Origin of the sequence: Pseudomonas sp. I8001 (genome assembly GCF_013385345.1) — a bacterium.
GTDB lineage: Bacteria > Pseudomonadota > Gammaproteobacteria > Pseudomonadales > Pseudomonadaceae > Aquipseudomonas.
This window is the reverse complement of the sequence record NZ_JACAQC010000010.1, coordinates 235,850-254,936: the sequence shown is the minus strand read 5'-3', so window position 1 is coordinate 254,936 and position 19,087 is coordinate 235,850. Positions and strand designations below refer to the sequence as shown.

Genomic DNA, 19,087 nt, shown 5'->3' with positions numbered 1-19,087 from the left:
TCTTTTGGGGCCGCTGCGCGCCCCAGCGGGAGCAAGCTCCCTCGCCACAAGATTCGGCGCTTTCCTGCAGATTATTGATCATGCCCAACCAACCCTGCCCCGACTGGGCCGAAGCCCTGCTCAACGGCTTCAGCCAGATATTCCTGCAGCGCCACCCGCTGTGTGGCCTGCTCTGCCTGCTGGCGATCCTGGTCGGCGCCCCGGCCCTGCTCGGCGGCGCGCTGCTGGGCGGTGTCGCCGGCTTGCTGACCGCCCAACGCCGCGGCTATCCCAAGGCCGAACGCCAGGCCGGTCTCTATAGCTACAACGGCGTGCTGCTCGGCTTGCTGATCAGCCAGCACTTCAGCTGGTCGGCACTGCTGCCGCCGTTGATTCTCGCCTGCGGTGGCCTCAGCGCAATCCTCACTCGCCAGTGGCTCAAACGCGCCGCCAACCCCGATGACCTGCCCGCCTACACCGCACCGTTTGTGGTACTCGGCTGGCTGCTGCTGGGCACCACCGCGCCCGCCGCATTTGCCGCCAGCGAACCCCGCACCTGGGCGCTACTCTGCGCGCCGTTCACAGGTCTGGCCCAAGTCATCCTGATGGACCACCCCCTCGCCGGCCTGCTGATCGCCCTCGGTCTTGTAATAGCCAGCCGCCGCGCGGCCTTGTGGGCGCTGACCGGCGCGAGCCTCGGCGTGTTGATCGCCCTGTTGATGGACGAGCCCGCCAGCGCCCTGCTCGGCCTGCACAGCTATAACCCGGCGCTGGCCGCCCTGGCCCTCAGCCAGTATCGTCGCCAACCCTGGCTGCCGCTGATCGGCATTCTCCTGGCGATCATCCTCACGCCCGGCTTCACCGGCCTGAACCTGCCCGCGCTGACCGCGCCGTTTATCCTCGCCACCTGGCTGGTGCGCGCCAGTCAGCGGGTGATGCAGAAAACCCGCATGGACAGCCCCTTCGAATCCCCCTAGGCTTCGCTGATCTTCGATTCAGGCGACTTCCATGGACAGCAACAAGCACTGGCGTGAGCGTCTCTACGTCATGGTTTTCCAAAGTGACACCCCGGCCGGCCGACGCTTCGACAGCACCCTGTTGCTGATCATCCTGGCCAGCCTGGTGATCGTGATCCTCGACAGCATCCAGGCAGTCCACGACAACTACGCCAACGTGCTGGCCTATATCGAGTGGGGCTTCACCATCATCTTCGCCATCGAATACGGCCTGCGGCTGTATTGCTCGCCCAAGCCGTTGCGCTATGCCTTCAGCTTTTATGGGCTGGTGGATTTGCTGGCGATCGTGCCCGGGATCCTCGCGCTGTACTACAGCGACGCGCAGTACCTGCTGATTATCCGAATCATCCGGATGCTGCGGATTTTCCGCGTGCTCAAGCTCGGCCCGTACCTCAAGCAGGCCAACTACCTGATGTCGGCGCTGCGGGGCAGCAAGCAGAAGATCGTGGTGTTCCTGGTCAGCGTCTGCACCCTGGTCACGGTGTTCGGCACCTTGATGTACGTGATCGAAGGCCCGGAGCACGGGTTTACCAGCATTCCCAAGGGCATCTATTGGGCGATCGTCACCCTGACCACCGTGGGCTTTGGCGATATCGTGCCGAAGACCCCGCTGGGCCAGGTGATTTCGTCGCTGGTGATGATCACCGGTTATTCGATCATCGCGGTGCCCACCGGGATCTTCACCGCCGAACTGGCCAACGCCATGCGCGGTGAGCAATTGCAAACGGATTGCCCGGTGTGCAAGAAAAACAGCCATGAGCCCAATGCAGCGTTTTGCTCACGGTGTGGCAGCGCGCTTTTCAAGAAACTGGAATAAGCAAAGTTCTTTTTAATCTTTAAGCGACTATGCGCCCCCCCGTTATAGTCGCTGGCATATTGCCCCCATGCGTTTCAAAAACCTTCTCGAACAACAAGGAATGAGCAGTGAAAAAACTCGTTAGTGCCTCTCTCCTGGCCGCCGGCCTCGCACTGGCTGGCGTCGTCCAGGCCGCCCCGGTCACCCTGCTCAACGTCTCCTATGACGTGATGCGTGACTTCTACAAGGACTACAACGCCGCCTTCCAGAAGCACTGGGCCGCCGAGCATCCAAACGACAAGCTGACCCTGCAGATGTCCTTCGGTGGTTCGAGCAAACAAGCGCGCTCGGTGATCGACGGCCTGCCGGCTGACGTGATCACCATGAACATGGCCACCGACATCAACGCCCTGGCGGACAACGGCAAACTGGTGCCGGACAACTGGGTTACCCGCCTGCCGAACAACAGTGCGCCGTTCACTTCGGCCACGGTGTTCATCGTGCGCAAAGGCAACCCGAAAGCCCTGAAAGACTGGCCGGACCTGCTCAAGGATGGCGTGCAAGTCATCGTGCCGAACCCGAAGACCTCCGGTAACGGCCGCTACACCTACCTCTCGGCCTGGGGTTATGTGCTGAAAAACGGTGGCGACGAAGAGAAGGCCAAGAAGTTCGTGGGTGACCTGTTCAAGCACGCACCCGTGCTGGACACCGGTGGCCGTGCCGCTACCACCACGTTCATGACCAACCAGATCGGCGACGTGCTGGTGACCTTTGAGAACGAAGCAGAAATGATCGCCCGTGAATTCGGCCGTGATCAGTTCGAAGTGATCTACCCGAGCGTCTCCGCAGAAGCTGAGCCGCCAGTGTCGATCGTCGACAAAGTGGTCGAGAAAAAAGGCACCAAAGTGGCTGCCGAAGAATACCTGAAGTACCTGTGGTCGCCGGAAGGCCAGGAAATTGCCGCCAACAACTACCTGCGTCCACGTGACCCGAAAGTGCTGGCCAAGTACACCGACCGTTTCCCGAAAGTCGACTTCCTGTCGGTAGAGAAGACCTTTGGCGACTGGCGCACCGTGCAGAAGACCCACTTCAATGATGGCGGGGTTTTTGACCAGATCTACTCCGGCCAATAAGCAGTTCTGACTGGAGAAACCCGGTCAAAAATGTGGGAGCGGGCTTGCTCGCGAAGGCGGTGGATCAGTCGGTACATCCGGTGACTGTCACACCGCATTCGCGAGCAAGCCCGCTCCCACATTTGTTTCAGTGTTCAGCGGTTACATCGGCGGTGTCACGCCATCCTTACCCGCAGAAATCGCCTGGGCCGTTACGCCCCCGTCCGCGCCCTTCGCCGCAAACATCACCACCTTCACCCCAGGCTTCAGCAAGCTGCGATCACCCGGTTCCAGGTTGACGATCGGCACATCATCCGGCACCACGATCTTCTGCTCGCCGCCCTTGTACTTGACGGTCAACGTGCGGCCATCGCTCACCACCAGGTCACCCACGGTGCCGTTGGTCATGCTGCTGCCTTCCTTCAGGTCGAACGCACGGTGCCCATCGCCTGTACCGGCCATCGCCGGTGGGAATACATGCACTTCCAGCGCCGTCAGGGTGCCATCCGCGTTGGGCATGGCCGCCGAACCGATGTAACTGCCGGGCTTGATGTCTTCGATTTTTGCCAGGGTGACCGCACGCACCTGCGTGTCCTTGGTCAGGTGCACGGTGACGTCTTCACCGCTGTTGACCTTGACGTGCATCGCGTCGCCGTCCATCGCGGTAATCGCACCCCGCACGCCGACACGCGGGGCATCTGCGGCCTGGGCAACGCCCACGGTCATCAGCGCGGCCAGGCTGGAGGCCAGGAGCATCTTGTTGAATGTCGTCTTCATGGCAGTCGATTTCCTGTTTATGCAGTTGTGACTGAATGTATCATCGACCTTCAGCGCGAAAGTTAACGTTTCAGTCATTAATTCCCGGCATGAGTGTTATCACCACAGACAGGCTACTCGCGCCCGGGGCCAGTCTTTATCCTCGCTCGCCACAATCCTTCGCTTTTATGAGAACGCCATGAACGCCACGCCCCCCGCTACAAGCACGATGACCCGAGGCATGGTGATGCTGTTTGCGTTCTGTTGCGGCGCCATCGTCGCCAACATCTACTACGCGCAACCGATCATCGAGCTGATCGCCCCGGACATCGGCCTCACGCCGGCCATGGCCAGCCTGATCGTGTCCCTGACCCAGATCGGCTATGCCCTGGGCCTGTTCTTCCTGGTGCCGTTGGGCGACCTGCTGGAAAACCGCCGGCTGATGATCATCACCACCGTGGTGGCCATCGCCAGCCTGCTGGGTGCGGCGTTCACCGAACAGCCGAACCTGTTCCTGCTGGTGTCGCTGCTGATCGGCTTCAGTTCGGTGTCGGTACAGATCCTGATTCCGCTGGCGGCGCACCTGGCGCCGGCTGAATCCCGTGGCCGGGTGGTCGGCAGCATCATGGGCGGCCTGCTGCTGGGTATCCTGCTGGCGCGACCGGTGTCCAGCGTGGTGGCCGACCACTTCGGCTGGCGCGCCATGTTCATGGCCGCTGCGGCACTGATGGCGTTTATCAGCGTGGTGCTGATGCTGACCATCCCCAAGCGCCAACCGGATCACGCGGCCAGCTATGGCCAGCTGCTCGCCTCGCTGGGCACCCTGCTGCGCCGCCAGCCGGTGCTGCGCCAGCGCGCGTTTTACCAGGGCTGCATGTTCGCCACCTTCAGCCTGTTCTGGACCGCCGCCCCGCTGGAACTGTCACGCAACCACGGCCTGAGCCAAAGCCAGATCGCCCTGTTTGCCCTGGTCGGTGCCCTGGGCGCCATCGCCGCGCCCATTGCCGGGCGCCTGGCGGATGCCGGCCACACCCACCGCGCTTCGCTGCTGGCGATGCTGTTTGCCGCACTGAGCTTCCTGCCGGCCTTCGTGCACCCGCTGTACAGCGTGATCGGCCTGGCGGTGACCGGCGTGGTCCTGGACTTCTGCGTGCAGATGAACATGGTCCTTGGCCAGCGCGCCATCTACGCCCTCGACGCCAACAGCCGTAGCCGACTGAACGCGCTGTACATGACCAGCATCTTCATCGGCGGCGCCTTCGGCTCGGCGATTGCCAGCAGCGTGTACGAACACGGCGGCTGGCTGGGGGTGATGCTGGTGGGCAGCGCATTCCCGCTGGTGGCGTTGCTGCGCTTCTTGAGCGCCTCGCGGCAAGGGGCGGTGGCGACTGCCTGACCCACCTTACAACCGCATCAACGGCTCCAACGCCGCATCCGCCAGAAATGACGAGTGACGAGGTCAAGGGCTTGCTGACTGATTGGGAATTACCGCCCAGGGATTTATGGGCGGTATCCCCTCCAGGAGGATGGCGAGCGCCCTGGCGCGTTGCTTTTCAGCGCAGGTGAGTAGACAGACCGATCACGTCCTCTGGCCGGATCAAGCGTGTGCTTTTAAGCAGGAAGTTTGTCTGACGCCGTCCCAGTAAGTCGATGCCCACAAAGTAACGCCCGCTCTGCTGGTTGTATTTGACGACGGTATCTCCAATACGGCCCGTGTAGCTATCCACCAGCCGCAAGGGCGTTCCGACTTCTGTCATTAAACCCGTCAGATCAATTGTGTCTTGGCCACTGGTGAAATCCATGATCAGGTCAGCGTCGTCATAGACCGAGTCGCTGGCCTGCTCATACCTGAACGTGTTTCTACCGCCCACACCCCAGAGCGTATCTCCACCTGCCCCGCCGGTGAGAACGTTATCCACCGTATTGCCTATGAGCGTATCACGGCCTGAGCCGCCAATCGCATTCTCCACGGTGACACCTTTGGCTATACCAACGTTATTGCGCAAGCCGCCTACGCTGGAGGCTGCGCCCTCGCGCAAGTCGATGGTCTGGTTCTGCCGGAAGCCCGAAAAGTCCAGGGTGTCATCGCCACCTTTGTCCCTCACCAGGAACCTGGGAGCGCCACTCTGGGAATGCAGGCTAAGGAAGGGATCACCGGTGTTGGAGTTGAAGCCATAGACAGTATCGTGCGGAGCAGGAAAAGGTTCCGGATTCGGGTCCGGTTGAGGTTCTGGCTTGGGCTCTGGTTGGGGCTCCGGCTTGGAAACTCCAGGTTCGTGTGCCCCGCCAGTGACTATGTCACTTGCCTGAATGCCACCCACGCTCTTAATCAGAAAATCCGCTTTGCCCCTGCCAGTGGTGTCGAGACCCAGACTACCGTTTCCGCTGCGCGGGTCATGGCTCAGGACAATCTCGCCAGCACGCCCCGTAAACCGCTCAACAATGTTGAAATGCTTGATTGAGGTATTTTTCAATAAGCCCGAAAGGTCGATCTTGTCTGTGCCGCTGGTGAAATCCAGGATTTCGTCAGGCCTGGTGAGTGTCGAGTCACTCGCTCTATCGTAAGCAAACACGTCCGCGCCTGCGCCGCCTGTCAACCTGTCTGAACCCGCTCCACCCTTGAGCCGGTTGCCGGCCTCATTCCCTATGAGCTCATCGTCACCTGAGCCACCTGTGGCATTTTCAATGACAACGCCCTTGGCGATAGACACATTACCCTTCAAGCCACCCACATTGGAAAACGACTCCGCATTCAGGTTGATCTTCTGGTTCTGGGAAAATAGCGAAAAGTTCAGCGTGTCATTCCCGCCCCCGTCCCATACCGAAAATATCGGGGCGTCCTTCGAGGACTCAAGGCTGAAGTGGTCACGGTCAGTATTGGATTCAAAGCCATAAGTAGTATCGGTATTCCGAATATTGAGATTGGCCCCGTAGAGTTTCTGTACGGCAGCAATATCATCTTTCATTGGCGTTGAAGGTTCGCGCGATTTGAAGTCATGGCCCGTATGATTGGTTTCTCGCCAGTAACTCATCACGCTGTGGGCTCTGGTGTCCTGCGTGTATAGGGCATCTGCATAAGAGTGCACACTTTCACCATAGTCCCCAGGGTGGCCAAGCCCCAGGGCATGTCCCAACTCATGTATGGCCGTTGATAAAAAAACATCGCCATGCCGTGGGGCATCAGAAGCGCCTTTCGTTCCAACCGTAGTGTTCATATCACCGTACCAGCGATTAGGCAGCCCCGACACCCCGCCATTGTCATCGGGATTGGCCTTGATGGTTATTGAACCATCCGGACCTGGCGCCCCCTCCTTGAAGACAATATTTGTCACGTCCTGCCAAGACGTCAGGGCTTTGCGCAAGGACGCTTTCTGTTGCACAGAGAATTGATCGTCAAGGGTGAAGGAAAGCTCGATTTTGTTATCGCCATTACGATCGTAATGCCTCGAACCCTCTCGCAGGATCTGCTTTGCAGCATCATCCGTGGTGAAGGTTTTTTTTGAGGTTGCGCCATCACTGGTAGTGGCCGCATTCAACGTAGATAGCTCATGACTTGATACAGGCGGATTAACAAAAGAAGCAGTGACTCTCATACAAACAACATCCTTTTAGTTGAGACTTTGATTCATCAGGAAACAGACTTTCAACGCGACTGTTTCACTTAACAGCCGCCTTAAAATCTCACATGAAAAAACCGAATGTCACCCCTATGAACGTTTCAATTTAAATATCCAAACAGCCAGAAACACATCGCCAATTTTTTAAGCGCACTATATTTATATTCAGAAGTTTCAGATCAGGCCAGCTCTGCATTCAATATGCGATACGAAGAAAACCGGAGACATATAAACCTACAATTACCCATCGCCCTAACCAGGGCATGAAAACAATCTGCTACACATCCGGCTGCTGCACCACGTGGTGCTGATGGCTGAGAGCCAGGCACTGGAAACAGGGCCAGACTCTGCCTTCACTCTGGCGGTTACCCAGGGGCGCCCGGCTGTTGAAGCAGACCTTTCAATAGCTGCAGCAACGTCGACAATGTCTTGGCGATCATCTCGTTCAACACTGCAAGCGTGGTCGTTTTCGAATCAGGCGCAGGGGGCGGCGCCGGGGACGGCACTACATTTGGCATGGGTAATGGCACCGGCTTGAACCCAGGCGTCGCCCCCGCCCACTGCACATCCGTCGACTTGATCTGGCCAACACTGTTGATCAACAACTCGGCTTTGCCACTGCCGTTCAGGTCAACTTCCAGGCTTGACCGGCCCGTGGCGGCGTCGTACTTGAGCAAGGCCTCGCCAGCGCGCCCCGTGAATCGGTCCGTGAACACCAGGGTGCCCACCCCGGCTTCTTTCAATGCGCCCGACAGGTCGATCTTGTCGGTACCGCTGGTAAAGTCCTCGATCAAGTCAGGATCCTGAGGCGTGGAATCACTGGCCTTGTCGTAGATAAACATGTCCGCTCCGCCGCCACCGCGCAACGTATCAGCCCCTGCTCCACCTTTGAGTCGATTGCCCGCCTCGTTACCGATCAGGGTGTCGCGACCGGCCCCACCTGTTGCGTTTTCAATTGTGCACCCCTTGGCAATCGAGACATTGCCCTTCAAGCCGCCCACGTCAGAGAACGACTCGGCATTGAGGTTGATCTTCTGGTTCTGTGAGAACCCTGAAAAGTCCAACGTATCGTCACCGCCGCCGTCCCATACGCAAAAAACGGGTTTGTCCGTGGCGCTCTTGAGCGTCATCGCCTCCCGCTCGGTGTTGGAGTTGAAACCATACGTGGTGTCGGTATTGCGGGTTTGGTGATTGGCCCCATACAACCGCTGCGCTGCCGCGATGTCGTCCATCATTGGCGCGGATGGATTCGAAGACTGAAAGTCGTGGCCGGCCTGGTTTTTCTCCGACCAGTAGCTCATGACGCTGCGCGCCTTGGTATCCCCGGCATAGACCGCGCCACTGTTGTAGGCAGAGCCGCCACCATTGTAGTTGCCTGGATGCTGCAGGCCGATGGCGTGCCCGATTTCATGTACCGCGGTCACCGAAAAGTGGCTGCCCAGGCCAGGTCTGCTCCCTGCTTTCAGCGTGCCTATCGTCGCGGTCGTGCTGGTGTTGGAGCGTGTAGGTGATGTGGCAACACCACGGTCACCGCGAGGGTTGTTTTTAATGTTTACCGTGCCGTCTGCCCCATCTGCCTGCTCCTTGAGGTTAATGTTGGCAACATCCTGCCAGGACTGCACCGCTTGACGAACGCGTTGTTGCTGCTGCGCGGTGAAACTGGGGTCGACGGTGTAGGACAGATCAACTTTCTTGTCGCCGTTACGATCGTGAAACCGCAGGTTGTCCCGCGAGATCTGCTTGCCGGCCTGATCCGTGGTGTAGGTCGGCTTGGCTTTCGCGCCGAAGCCAGTCGGACCGGGGTCAGACTCCGGCAAGTTTTGAAGCATGGGCCTGATGGAGATCGCGTCAAAAACGTTCATGAGAAAGAGCACTCTCTTTTAATTAATAGACGAGCCGGAACAATCGGCATCAGCCATTAAGCTCCCATGCATGGAAAGCACGGGACAGCGCTTATTTAGTTCTCACCGAAACATTTAAAAGCGATGAAACACCCGCTAAGAAACTCAATAAATTACTTGTAATTTAAACAACTGAACACACACCAGCCGTTGCGGCAGCGCCTTGGTTTATCAGAAAAAAAACAAAAACCTACACAATGCCGCCAATATGAATACTCCAAACTGGCATCAACAAAGATACATCCACTCAAACTTTTCATCCAAATCCACCAGCGATCAGGACTTCACCGCTTGACGTAACTTCCCACGTTAAATCACCCGCCCATCCCAGCCCACCGTCACATGCCGCGGCAGCTCCCGCCGATGCTGCAACAACCACGCATCCAGCGTATGCCCCACATGGGTCAGCACCCCCAACTGCGCACCCACCTCTTCAATACATTGCAACGCCAGCGTCAGGTCATTGTGATTGCGCGGTGCCTGCGGTTGCGGCGGCATGGAGCAATCGAGTACCAGCACATCCACCGGCTCGTGTTGCAGCCAATCGCGGGTGGCGGGTGGCAGGCCGACGGTGTCGGTAAGGTAGGCAATGCGCCGCCCTTCACCTTCCAGCAGATACCCCAGGGTGGGCTTGGAATGCAGCAGCGGTAACGCGGTGACGCTCAGTTCACCCAACCGGCGGGTTTCAAACTCGGCAAACGGCTGGCTGAAATCGAGGATGCCGGGGTGCTTGTACAGGTCGGACAACCCTTCCGGATCCACCGGACCATGCACCGGAATCACCAGCCCTTGCCCCCAACGCAAATGCAGCAGGCCTTGGGCGTGATCGGCGTGGTAGTGGGTCTGGAGAATCCCGTTGAAACTGCGGGGCGGGAAGCGTTCGGTGAGGTCGGGCAACCCGCTGTCGATCAACCAGCGCTGGTCGCCACACTCGATCAATGCGCTGCATGGGCGGCGGCGCAGGCTCTGGTCATGGCGGGCCAGGCCACAGGCGGCGCACTCACAGCCATACACCGGGACTTGCCGCGCATCGCCGGTGCCCAGCAGTGTCAGGCGCATGCGGGTTGCCCGTCGAGGCGGCCCAGCAAGCGCTCGACCGTGTGTTCCAGGTGGCCGGAATTGTCGAGCAGGAACACGTCTGCAGCAGCGCTCAAACCCTCGGCGAATCGCGCATTGCGTGCCAGGCGCAGATCAATATCCGCCAGGGATTCGCGACCCCGCGCCAGCAAGCGCTGGCGCAACACCCCTTGGTCTACCGTCAGCAACACCACCAGCAGGTTCGGGTAACGCAGCCGGGTTTGCGCCAGGTGACCTCGGGAGCCGTTGACCAGCACATCGTGCCCCGCCGCCAGCCACTCATCGATTTCCCGCGGGATGCCATAGGACAACCCGTTGGCGTGCCAGCTGAGGGCAAATGCGCCCTCGGCCTCCATTGCGGCAAACTGCTCCGGGCTCACACCCTGCGCCGCTTCGCCCACCGCTTCCGCCGAGCGGGTGATGACCCGCCGCACAATGCGGCAACCACGCTCGGCCAGACGCGGTCGTGCAGCATCCAGCAGGCTGTCCTTGCCCGAACCCGATGGTCCGATGAGATAGATCAACCTGCCTGCCATCAAAACACCCTCTTCGCTTGTCGCCACACTTGTTGGACCACGGGCAGTCCGTCGCGGCTCCTGGCTTGCACCAGGTCGGCCCGCAGACCCGTGGCGATTTCGCCGCGATCGCTGAGGCCCGCCGCGTGCGCGGGCGCCAGGCTGATCATCCTGATTGCCCGCGACAGATCGCCGCCATCCTGTTGATCGGCCAGCACGAACGCCGCCTGCAACAGGCTGGCCGGGTAGTAGTCACTGGAAAGTATATCCAGCAATCCTTCGGCGGCCAGGCCGGCGGCGGCCACATTACCCGAGTGGGACCCGCCACGCACCACGTTCGGCGCGCCCATCAGAACTTTCATGTTCAGTTGCCGGCAGCCACGGGCGGCTTCCAGGGTGGTGGGGAATTCGGCGATGGTCATGCCGTAGCGCGCCGACTCCTCGACGTGAGCCAGGGTCGCATCGTCATGGCTGGCCACCGACAGGCCGCGTTCCAGGCAATGCTCGACGATCGCGGCGCGGTAGCGGTCGCTGTACTCCCTGGAGTTGGCCATTTGCAGCTTGATGAACGCGTCCATGGTCTCGTCGTTCAGGTGGTACTTGCCCATGTAGTACTCACGGTACTTGGATTCAAGCACGAACTGGCGCTGGCCCGGCGAGTGGTCCATCACTGACACCAACTGCACCAACGGGTTTTCCACCAGGTCGCGGAACACGCTCAGGGTGTCGGGGTGGCACAGCTCGCAGCGCAGGTGCAGGTGGTGTTCGGCGCGGGTCAGGCCGGCGCTTTCTGCTGCCGCGATGGCGTTGAGCATCGCCGGCAGTTTCTGCATGCGGTTGCCCTTGGGATTCACATCGCCGATGGACACCGCGTCGAACACCGTGGTGATGCCGGCCGCGATGATCTGCGCATCATGGCTGAGCACCGCCGAGGTCGACGGCCAGTCCACGCCGGGGCGCGGGGTCATGTGTTTTTCCAGGTTGTCGGTGTGCAGTTCCACCAGGCCCGGCAACAGGAAATCCCCGTCAAGGTCCTGGGCCTGGGGCAGTCGGCTGCGGCCTTCGGCGATGTCGACGATCAGCCCGTCACGCAGCACGACGCTGCCAAGGAACATGCGATCAGCCGTCACCAGCCGGGCATTACTGAGGATCTGTTCAGCGGGCATGGGCGTATTCCTCTTGGGCAACAGGCGCGGGGGTCATGTCGAAATGGCGGTCGGCGACCGCTTCACGGGCGGCACGGTCGTGGAAGATGCCGATCAAGGCCGCGCCAGCAGCCTTGGCTTCGTTCATCAGTTCCAGCACCACCTGGCGGTTGCTGTCGTCGAGGGACGCGGTGGGTTCGTCCAGCAGCATCACCGGCCAATCCACCATGAAGCCGCGGGCGATGTTGACCCGCTGTTGCTCGCCGCCGGAGAACGTACCGGGTGCCAGCTGCCACAGGCGTTGTGGGATATTCAGGCGGGTCAGCAGATGCTCGGCGCGCGACTGTGCATTGGCCTTCGACCAGCCACGGGCCAGGGCGGGCTCCATCACCACATCCAGGCAGGCCACCCGCGGGATCACCCGCAGAAACTGGCTGACGTAGCCCAGGGTCTGCTGGCGCACCTGCAACACCTCACGCGGCTCGGCACCAACCAGCTCCAGCCATTCGCCAAGGTGCTGTACCCGGATGCTGCCGCCCGCCGGCAGATAGTTACCGTACAGGGTGCGCAGCAACGTGCTTTTACCGGCGCCGGACTGGCCATGCAGCACCAGGCACTCACCGCCTTTCACACTGAACTCCACCCCGCGCAGCACGTTCAGCACCACGCCGTTCTGCTGGTGCAAGGTGAAGGTTTTCGAGAGGTCACGGACCTCGATCAAGGCGTTCATCATGGTTGCAATACCGAAGACACCAGCAGTTGAGAGTAAGGGTGCTGTGGATCGTCGAGGATCTGGTCCGTCAGCCCGGTTTCCACCACGCGCGAGCGGCGCATCACCATCAGGCGGTCGGCCAGCAGGCGCGCCACGGCGAGGTCGTGGGTGACGATCACCACCGCCAGATCCAGTTCGCGAACGAGGCCGCGCAACAGGTCGAGCAAGCGCGCCTGTACCGACACGTCCAGGCCGCCGGTGGGCTCGTCCATAAATACAAGACGCGGGCTGGAGACCAGGTTGCGGGCGATTTGCAAGCGTTGTTGCATGCCGCCGGAGAAGGTCCGGGGCAAGTCGTCGATGCGCTGCGGGTCGATTTCTACCTGGCCCAACCAGTCGAGGCCGGCGCCACGCAGTTGCTCATAGTTGCGCACGCCCTGGGCCATCAGGCGCTCGCCGATATTGGCGCCGGCAGACACGCCCATGCGCAAACCGTCCCGAGGGTTCTGCTCGACAAAGCCCCATTCGGTGCGCAGCAAGGTGCGACGTTCGGCTTCGCTGGCGCTGTACAGATCCAGCCATCCACCGTCCTTGCCGCGATAGCCGATGTGGCCGGCCTGCGGTGGCAGACGCCCGCTGAGCAGCGAGAGCAAGGTGGACTTGCCCGAGCCCGACTCACCGACAATCCCCAACACTTCGCCGGGGTACAAATCGAAGCTGACGTCCTGGCAGCCCTTCTCTTCTCCGTACAACAACGACAGGTCACGCACTTGCAAAAGAGGCTGGCTCACTGGTTGTTCTCCTTGACCCGTTGGGCGCAGTACCAGGTGTCGGAACACACAAAACTCTGGGTACCGGCGTCGTCGAGAATCAGCTCATCGAGGAACGATTCATGGCTGCCGCAGATCGCGCAGGTGTGTTCCCACTTCTGCACTTCGAACGGATGGTCTTCAAAGTCGAGGCTGGTGACCTGGGTGTACGGCGGCACCGCGTACAGGCGCTTTTCGCGACCGGCACCGAACAGCATCAGCGCCGGGCTCATGTCGAGTTTCGGGTTGTCGAATTTCGGGATCGGCGAGGGGTCCATCACGTAGCGCTCATCCACCATCACCGGGTAGGCGTAGCTGGTGGCGATATGGCCGAAGGTGGCGATGTCCTCGTAGAGCTTTACGTGCATTACCCCGTAGTCATTCAGGGCGTGCATGGTGCGGGTCTCGGTTTCCGACGGTTCGATAAAACGCAGCGGCTCCGGGATCGGCACCTGGTAGACCATGATCTGGTCGGCCTGCAACGGGGTTTCCGGGATGCGGTGGCGGGTCTGGATCACCGTGGCGTCCGGGGTGCTTTCGGTGGTGGCGACGCCCGCCGTACGGGCGAAAAAGCGGCGGATTGAGACGGCGTTGGTGGTGTCGTCGGCGCCCTGGTCGATCACCTTGAGCACGTCGTCAGCCCCCAGGATAGCGGCGGTCAGTTGCATGCCGCCGGTGCCCCAACCGTAAGGCAGCGGCATCTCGCGGCCACCGAACGGCACCTGGTAACCGGGGATCGCCACGGCCTTGAGCAAGGCGCGGCGGATCATGCGTTTGGTCTGCTCGTCGAGGTAGGCGAAGTTGTACGCAGGGTCACGCGCAGGCGCTTGAGTCAGGTCATTCATGGCGGGTGCCCTCGGCCGGTTGGCGCAGTTTGCGGATCAGTTCCAGCTCGGACTGGAAGTCCACGTAGTGAGGCAATTTGAGGTGTGAAACGAAGCCCGCCGCCTCGACGTTGTCGCAGTGGGACAGCACGAATTCTTCCTGCTGGGCCGGCGAGACGATCTCTTCGTTGAACTCATTGGCCCGCAGCGAGCGGTCCACCAGGGCCATGCCCATCGCCTTGCGCTCGGCATGCCCGAATGCCAGGCCGTAGCCCCGGGTGAACTGCGCCAGCTCGGTGGCCGAGCCGACGAACTGGTTGACCATCTCGCACTCGGTGACTTCGATGCTGCCCAGGCAGATCGGGAAACCCAGCTCTTCCGGGTCGATCCACACCTCCACATCGCCGATGCGAATCTCGCCGGCGAACGGGTGGTTGCGGCCATAACCACGTTGGGTCGAGTAACCCAGTGCCAGCAGGAAACCTTCGTCGCCACGGGCCAGGGCTTGCAGGCGCTGGGCGCGGTTGGCCGGGTATTCCAGCGGGTCGCGGGTGATGTCGGCGACGCTGCCGGTGTCGTCGGATTCGTTCTTGATCAGCCCTTCCTTGGCCAGCAGGCCGAGTACCCGAGGGCACGCTTCCAGAGTGGCATCCGGCGTGGTTTGCGGGCCCGGGTATTCACCTTCGGCCAGCAGCGCAAAGTCCAGCAGGCGGTGGGTGTAATCGAAGGTCGGGCCCAGCAGTTGCCCGCCCGGCACGTCCTTGAAAGTCGCCGACAAACGCCGGCTCAGTGACATCTGCACGGTATCGATCGGCAGGCTCGGGCTGAAGCGCGGCAACGTGGTGCGGTAGGCCCGCAGCAGGAAGATCGCTTCCACCAGATCCCCCGCCGCTTGCTTGATCGCCAGTGCAGCCAACTCCGTGTCGTACAGCGAGCCTTCGCTCATCACTCGCGCGACCGCCAGCGGCAGTTGCTCGCGGATCTGCTCCACGCTCAGTTCCGCAATGGAAGTATCGCCCCGGCGTTTTTTCGCCAGCAGGCGGTGGGCATTGTCGATGGCCTGTTCGCCACCCTTGACGGCTACGTACATCAGGCATGCTCCTGTGCAATTCGGGTGCTGCGTGGCAGGCCGATCAGGTGATGGCCGGCGGCGAACAACACGTCCAGGCCACGGGGAAAGGTTTCCCGGCGTTGGCGTTCCAGCCAGAACGCCTGGGGTACGGGCAGGTTGACCTGACGCTGGGTCTTGATCCCCGGACCGCGCCAGTTCAAGGCGCGACCGGCTTCCAGGTCGGTCAACTGGACCAGCAAGGTGCAGGACTGATCCGGGTAGCGGTCATTGCCGTGGTCGAAGCCGCTGAGGTCGAGCAAGTCCTGTTCACCGAGCAAGGCGAACGCGGCCTCTTCCCGGTTGGCGGTCAGCGGGCAGCCGCAGTGGAAGGCCAGGTTGGCGCGGATCAGCGGCGTGTCGAAGCACGGCGCCAGCCACAGCGGCGTGTCCATATCCAGCAGCGCCAGGCACAGCGCATAGGTAGCCGGCGCCAGGCCTTCAAGGCTGGGGGCCGCGGGCAAGGACTGGATCAGGCCGGGCTCGGCGAGGGCCTTGAGGGCCCCGCGAAAACCGCGCTGGGCGTCCAGCACCGGGTCTACAAAGGCCGGTTGCAAGCGTTGGGCATTCATCAGTTTTCTCCTCGAACCAGGGTGAAGAACTCGACCTTGGTGGCGGCGGTGTCGGCCTCTTTTTGCGCCCGGCGCTCGGCCTGGGCGTTGGCCAGTGCGCCGATCAGGTCGCTGAGCCAGGGGCTCGGGTGCGCGCCCTGCAAATGCGCATCCGCCAGGGCCGCCAGTTCGGCGTGGACCTTGTCGCGCCCGGCCAAATAGCTGTAGCCGGTACGCCCGTCAGCCAGGCGCACCACGCAGCGGGTCACGCTCATTTCGCCGAGGTTGAACGGCGCGCCATTGCCGCCCATGCGGCCACGCACCAGGGTCATGCCGATTTCCGGGGCGCGGATCAGTTGGTAATCCACGTCGCGCAGGGCGTCTTCATGGGGCAGCAATTCACTGCGAAAGGCGCGGGCGAGCACGCCGATCCAGTGTTGACGCGGGGACAGGTTCATCGGGGTCTCCATCAGGTCACCACTTGGTACTGGAAGCGATCCGAACGGCTGGTGGACTGCGCCAGCTCCACCGGGCGGCCGTCGCGATCGCGGGAAAGGGTGAATACGGTGAGCGCCGGCAAGTGCCGGGGCATCATCAGCAGTGCGGCTTCGTCGCGGTTGGGCAAACGCGCGCCGATCAGGCTTTGGGTACGGGTCAACGGCATGTCGCGCTCACGCAGGTAGTGGCGCAGCGAGCCGCCGTTGTAGTCCGCCAGCAGCGGCGCATGGCTGGCGCAGTAACGGTGGCGGATCAGGCTGACCGGCTGGTGGTCGAGCTTGCGCAGGGTTTGCAACTCGATCATCGGCGCCATCTCGGCGATGCCCAGTTGCTGGGCCTCTTCGCGGCTGGCAAAGCAGTAGCGGCGCTTGAGCAGCATCGCTTCCACGCCCACGCCTTGGGCCGACAAGGACTGGCTGTAGGAGGTCTCGGCGCCCATCGGGTAAATCAGCGGGCGGTCCAGCACCTGGGTGCCTTTGCCCTGGCGGCGCAACAGGCTGCCTTCGAACACCAGCTCGTCGATGGCGCGGCGCAGGGTGTGGCGGTTGACGCCGAAGCGTTCAGCCAGTTGCACCTCGCCCGGCAGGAATTCACCGGCCTGGTAGCTGCTCAGTTCGCGGCGCAGGATGTCGGCGAGTTCGCGGTACACCGGCTCATCTTGTCTAGACAACTGCATGCTTAAAAAAAAGCGCCCAGGGGCACCCCTCCGTCGTCAGATGAACTGCTTGCGCAGGCGTTGGGACAGCACGTCGATACAGCTCACCACCACGATGATCACCAGCAGCACCGCGCAGGTCTGCACGAACTGGAACGCGCGGATGTTCTCCCAGAGGATCACGCCGATCCCGCCGGCACCGACCATCCCCACCACTGTCGCCGAACGCACGTTGGCCTCGAAGCGGTAGAGCGCGTAGGACACCCACAGCGGCATCACTTGCGGGATCACGCCGTAGATCACTTCCTGCAAGGCACTGGCGCCGGTGGCTCGCACACCTTCAACGGGGCCCGGGTCGATGGCTTCGACGGCTTCGGCAAACAGCTTGGCGAGGACCCCGGTGGTGCTGATCCACAAGGCCAGGACACCGGCAAAAGGACCGAGGCCGACGGCGACCACGAACAACATCGCGAACACCATTTCGTTGATCGAACGGAAGGCATCCATCACCCGGCGCAGCGGCTGGTGAATCCACCATGGGGTGATGTTGTCGGCGCACAGGATGCCCAGGGGCACCGAGCAGACGATCGCCAGCACCGTGCCCCAGAGGGCGATTTGCACGGTGACGATCATCTCCTTGAGGTAGGAGCGCCATTCGTGGAAGTCCGGCGGGAAGAAGTCGGCGGCGAAGGTCGCCATGTTTCCGGAGTCGCGGTACAGCGCCAGCGGGTTCATCTCGGCGCCGTGCCAGGCCCAGGCCAGCAGGACCAGGAACAGGCCCCAGCCCAGGTATTGCGGCCAAGTCCTTTTGCCCACTGCTTCAGCATGCAAGGTAGTCATGGGTCACTCTCGGTGTAGGGTTGGAACTGGGCTTAATGTGGGAGCGGGCTTGCTCGCGAATGCGGTGACTCAGTCGCCGGATGCGTTGAATGACACACCGTATTCGCGAGCAAGCCCGCTCCCACATGAACCCGATTCCTACAGGGGGTTAGCCGTTGGCTGCGGTCTTCTTGTCCAGTTCGGTGATGCGCTCTTGCAGCTTGGCCAGGTCGGCGTCGATGTCGGCGAGCTTCCTGGCCTTGTCAGCCGCTTCCAGCTTGTCGTCGGCGCTGATGGTGGTGCGCTGCTTGAACAGTTCCAGTTGGCGGATCGGCAACAACTGGTCGTCGCTGGACTTGAGGAACTTGCCCAGTTGCATGTTCTTCAGCACGGCCTTCTCTTCGTCGGTGTCACCGTAGTTGGCGAAGAAGTCGCGGATCTTGGTCTTCTCGCTGTCGCTCAGGGCCTTGCTCCACACCATCGGGTCGGCCGGGATCAGCGGCGACTTCCAGATCACCTTGAGCATGGCGGCCTTGTCCGGCTGGGTGACTTCCAGGCGGTCCCAGCTTTCGGTGTTGAAGGTGGCGACGTCCAACTGCCCCTTGGCCACGCTCAATGCGTTGACTTCATGGCTGGAGTTGAGGGTGCGCTTGAAGGCGGTGGCGGCGTCGACGTGGTTCTTGGCGAACACGTAGTAGCCGGGTACCAGGTAGCCCGAAGTGGAGTTCGGGTCACCGTTGCCGAAGGTCAGGTTCTTGGCGTTCTTGAGCATGTCATCGACGTTGTTGATCGGGCTGTCCTTGCGCACGATCAGCACGCTCCAGTAACCGGCAGCCCCGTTGGCGGCGGCGGTCTGGGCGAAGATTTCGCCGTTGGAACGGTCCACCGCTTCCATCGCGGCCTTGTTGCCCAGCCAGGCCACGTCGACCTTGTTGAAGCGCATGCCCTGGATCAGGCCGGCGTAGTCGGAAGCGAAGGTGGCGTTGATGGTGAGGCCGGTCTTCTTGTGCATGTCATCCAGGAAGGGCTGCCAGATGCTCTTGAGGTTCTGCGAAGACTCGGTGGACATGATGCCGAAATTGATCGCCTTGTCGGCGGCCTGGGCAGTGCCCATGGCCACGCTGGCAAGCAGCACGGCAGACAGAAACACATGACCGATACGGTTCAACATGGAGAGGATTCCTGTGGGTCGTTAGT

19 protein-coding genes are annotated in these 19,087 nt (G+C 61.4%); 4 read left to right on the top strand and 15 right to left on the bottom strand.

The genetic code is table 11. The features are described 5' to 3' along the window. Positions 1-80 precede the first annotated feature (80 nt). From HX839_RS10785 to HX839_RS10775, 3 genes are all read left to right on the top strand, one after another. Positions 81-956, top strand: coding sequence for an urea transporter (locus HX839_RS10785; RefSeq protein ID WP_087694460.1), 876 nt, complete (start codon positions 81-83; stop codon positions 954-956). 31 nt (positions 957-987) lie between these two features. Next, positions 988-1,812, top strand: coding sequence for an ion transporter (locus tag HX839_RS10780; RefSeq protein ID WP_008434745.1), 825 nt, complete (start codon positions 988-990; stop codon positions 1,810-1,812). Between the two features lie 107 nt (positions 1,813-1,919). Then, on the top strand, positions 1,920-2,924 hold the full coding sequence (locus tag HX839_RS10775) for a sulfate ABC transporter substrate-binding protein (RefSeq protein ID WP_003210600.1): 1,005 nt from the start codon (positions 1,920-1,922) through the stop codon (positions 2,922-2,924). Positions 2,925-3,065: 141 nt separating this feature from the next. Here HX839_RS10775 and HX839_RS10770 read toward each other — a convergent pair whose 3' ends face one another. Next, positions 3,066-3,680 carry a DUF5666 domain-containing protein gene (locus HX839_RS10770; protein ID WP_177067039.1) on the bottom strand — a complete coding sequence of 205 codons (615 nt, stop codon included), beginning with the start codon at positions 3,678-3,680 and terminating at the stop codon, positions 3,066-3,068. A 178-nt stretch (positions 3,681-3,858) separates the two neighbouring features. On the opposite strand from HX839_RS10770, the gene HX839_RS10765 reads away from it, so the two are divergent. Then, positions 3,859-5,055 carry an MFS transporter gene (locus HX839_RS10765; RefSeq protein WP_032899318.1) on the top strand — a complete coding sequence of 399 codons (1,197 nt, stop codon included), beginning with the start codon at positions 3,859-3,861 and terminating at the stop codon, positions 5,053-5,055. Between the two features lie 157 nt (positions 5,056-5,212). Here the strand turns inward: HX839_RS10765 and HX839_RS10760 are convergent, their stop codons facing one another. The 14 genes from HX839_RS10760 to phnD form a co-directional block, all read right to left on the bottom strand. Further along, positions 5,213-7,252 (bottom strand): M10 family metallopeptidase C-terminal domain-containing protein, encoded by a 2,040-nt coding sequence (locus HX839_RS10760; RefSeq protein ID WP_177067038.1) that lies wholly within the window; start codon positions 7,250-7,252, stop codon positions 5,213-5,215. Between the two features lie 389 nt (positions 7,253-7,641). After that, the gene (locus HX839_RS10755) at positions 7,642-9,138 is read right to left on the bottom strand and encodes a M10 family metallopeptidase C-terminal domain-containing protein (RefSeq protein ID WP_177049324.1); all 1,497 of its coding nucleotides are present in this window, start codon (positions 9,136-9,138) and stop codon (positions 7,642-7,644) included. A gap of 348 nt (positions 9,139-9,486) precedes the next feature. After that, on the bottom strand, positions 9,487-10,236 hold the full coding sequence (phnP, locus tag HX839_RS10750; protein ID WP_177067037.1) for a phosphonate metabolism protein PhnP: 750 nt from the start codon (positions 10,234-10,236) through the stop codon (positions 9,487-9,489). Further along, the gene (gene phnN / locus HX839_RS10745; RefSeq protein ID WP_177067036.1) at positions 10,227-10,790 is read right to left on the bottom strand and encodes a phosphonate metabolism protein/1,5-bisphosphokinase (PRPP-forming) PhnN; all 564 of its coding nucleotides are present in this window, start codon (positions 10,788-10,790) and stop codon (positions 10,227-10,229) included. The genes phnP and phnN overlap by 10 nt, the downstream gene beginning before the upstream one ends. Next, on the bottom strand, positions 10,790-11,935 hold the full coding sequence (locus tag HX839_RS10740; protein ID WP_177067035.1) for an alpha-D-ribose 1-methylphosphonate 5-triphosphate diphosphatase: 1,146 nt from the start codon (positions 11,933-11,935) through the stop codon (positions 10,790-10,792). Before HX839_RS10740 ends, phnN begins: the two co-directional genes overlap by 1 nt. Continuing rightward, entirely contained in the window at positions 11,925-12,644 is a 720-nt protein-coding gene (gene phnL, locus HX839_RS10735; protein ID WP_008434762.1) for a phosphonate C-P lyase system protein PhnL, read from the bottom strand. The genes HX839_RS10740 and phnL overlap by 11 nt, the downstream gene beginning before the upstream one ends. Beyond that, on the bottom strand, positions 12,644-13,453 hold the full coding sequence (phnK, locus tag HX839_RS10730; protein WP_177067051.1) for a phosphonate C-P lyase system protein PhnK: 810 nt from the start codon (positions 13,451-13,453) through the stop codon (positions 12,644-12,646). The genes phnL and phnK overlap by 1 nt, the downstream gene beginning before the upstream one ends. Further along, the gene (locus tag HX839_RS10725) at positions 13,414-14,280 is read right to left on the bottom strand and encodes an alpha-D-ribose 1-methylphosphonate 5-phosphate C-P-lyase PhnJ (protein ID WP_008434764.1); all 867 of its coding nucleotides are present in this window, start codon (positions 14,278-14,280) and stop codon (positions 13,414-13,416) included. Before HX839_RS10725 ends, phnK begins: the two co-directional genes overlap by 40 nt. After that, positions 14,273-15,349: a carbon-phosphorus lyase complex subunit PhnI gene (locus tag HX839_RS10720; protein WP_134327103.1), complete on the bottom strand. Its 1,077-nt coding sequence runs from the start codon at positions 15,347-15,349 to the stop codon at positions 14,273-14,275. The genes HX839_RS10725 and HX839_RS10720 overlap by 8 nt, the downstream gene beginning before the upstream one ends. Further along, on the bottom strand, positions 15,349-15,939 hold the full coding sequence (phnH, locus tag HX839_RS10715) for a phosphonate C-P lyase system protein PhnH (RefSeq protein WP_063028147.1): 591 nt from the start codon (positions 15,937-15,939) through the stop codon (positions 15,349-15,351). Before phnH ends, HX839_RS10720 begins: the two co-directional genes overlap by 1 nt. Continuing rightward, positions 15,939-16,376, bottom strand: a complete 438-nt coding sequence (gene phnG, locus HX839_RS10710) for a phosphonate C-P lyase system protein PhnG (protein ID WP_003210619.1) — start codon at positions 16,374-16,376, stop codon at positions 15,939-15,941. Before phnG ends, phnH begins: the two co-directional genes overlap by 1 nt. Before the next feature lie 11 nt (positions 16,377-16,387). After that, positions 16,388-17,092 carry a phosphonate metabolism transcriptional regulator PhnF gene (gene phnF / locus HX839_RS10705; protein ID WP_023659262.1) on the bottom strand — a complete coding sequence of 235 codons (705 nt, stop codon included), beginning with the start codon at positions 17,090-17,092 and terminating at the stop codon, positions 16,388-16,390. A 36-nt stretch (positions 17,093-17,128) separates the two neighbouring features. Next, positions 17,129-17,911 carry a phosphonate ABC transporter, permease protein PhnE gene (gene phnE, locus HX839_RS10700; protein ID WP_033897602.1) on the bottom strand — a complete coding sequence of 261 codons (783 nt, stop codon included), beginning with the start codon at positions 17,909-17,911 and terminating at the stop codon, positions 17,129-17,131. A gap of 148 nt (positions 17,912-18,059) precedes the next feature. Continuing rightward, positions 18,060-19,061: a phosphonate ABC transporter substrate-binding protein gene (gene phnD / locus HX839_RS10695; protein ID WP_003210622.1), complete on the bottom strand. Its 1,002-nt coding sequence runs from the start codon at positions 19,059-19,061 to the stop codon at positions 18,060-18,062. Between the last annotated feature and the right edge of the window lie 26 nt (positions 19,062-19,087).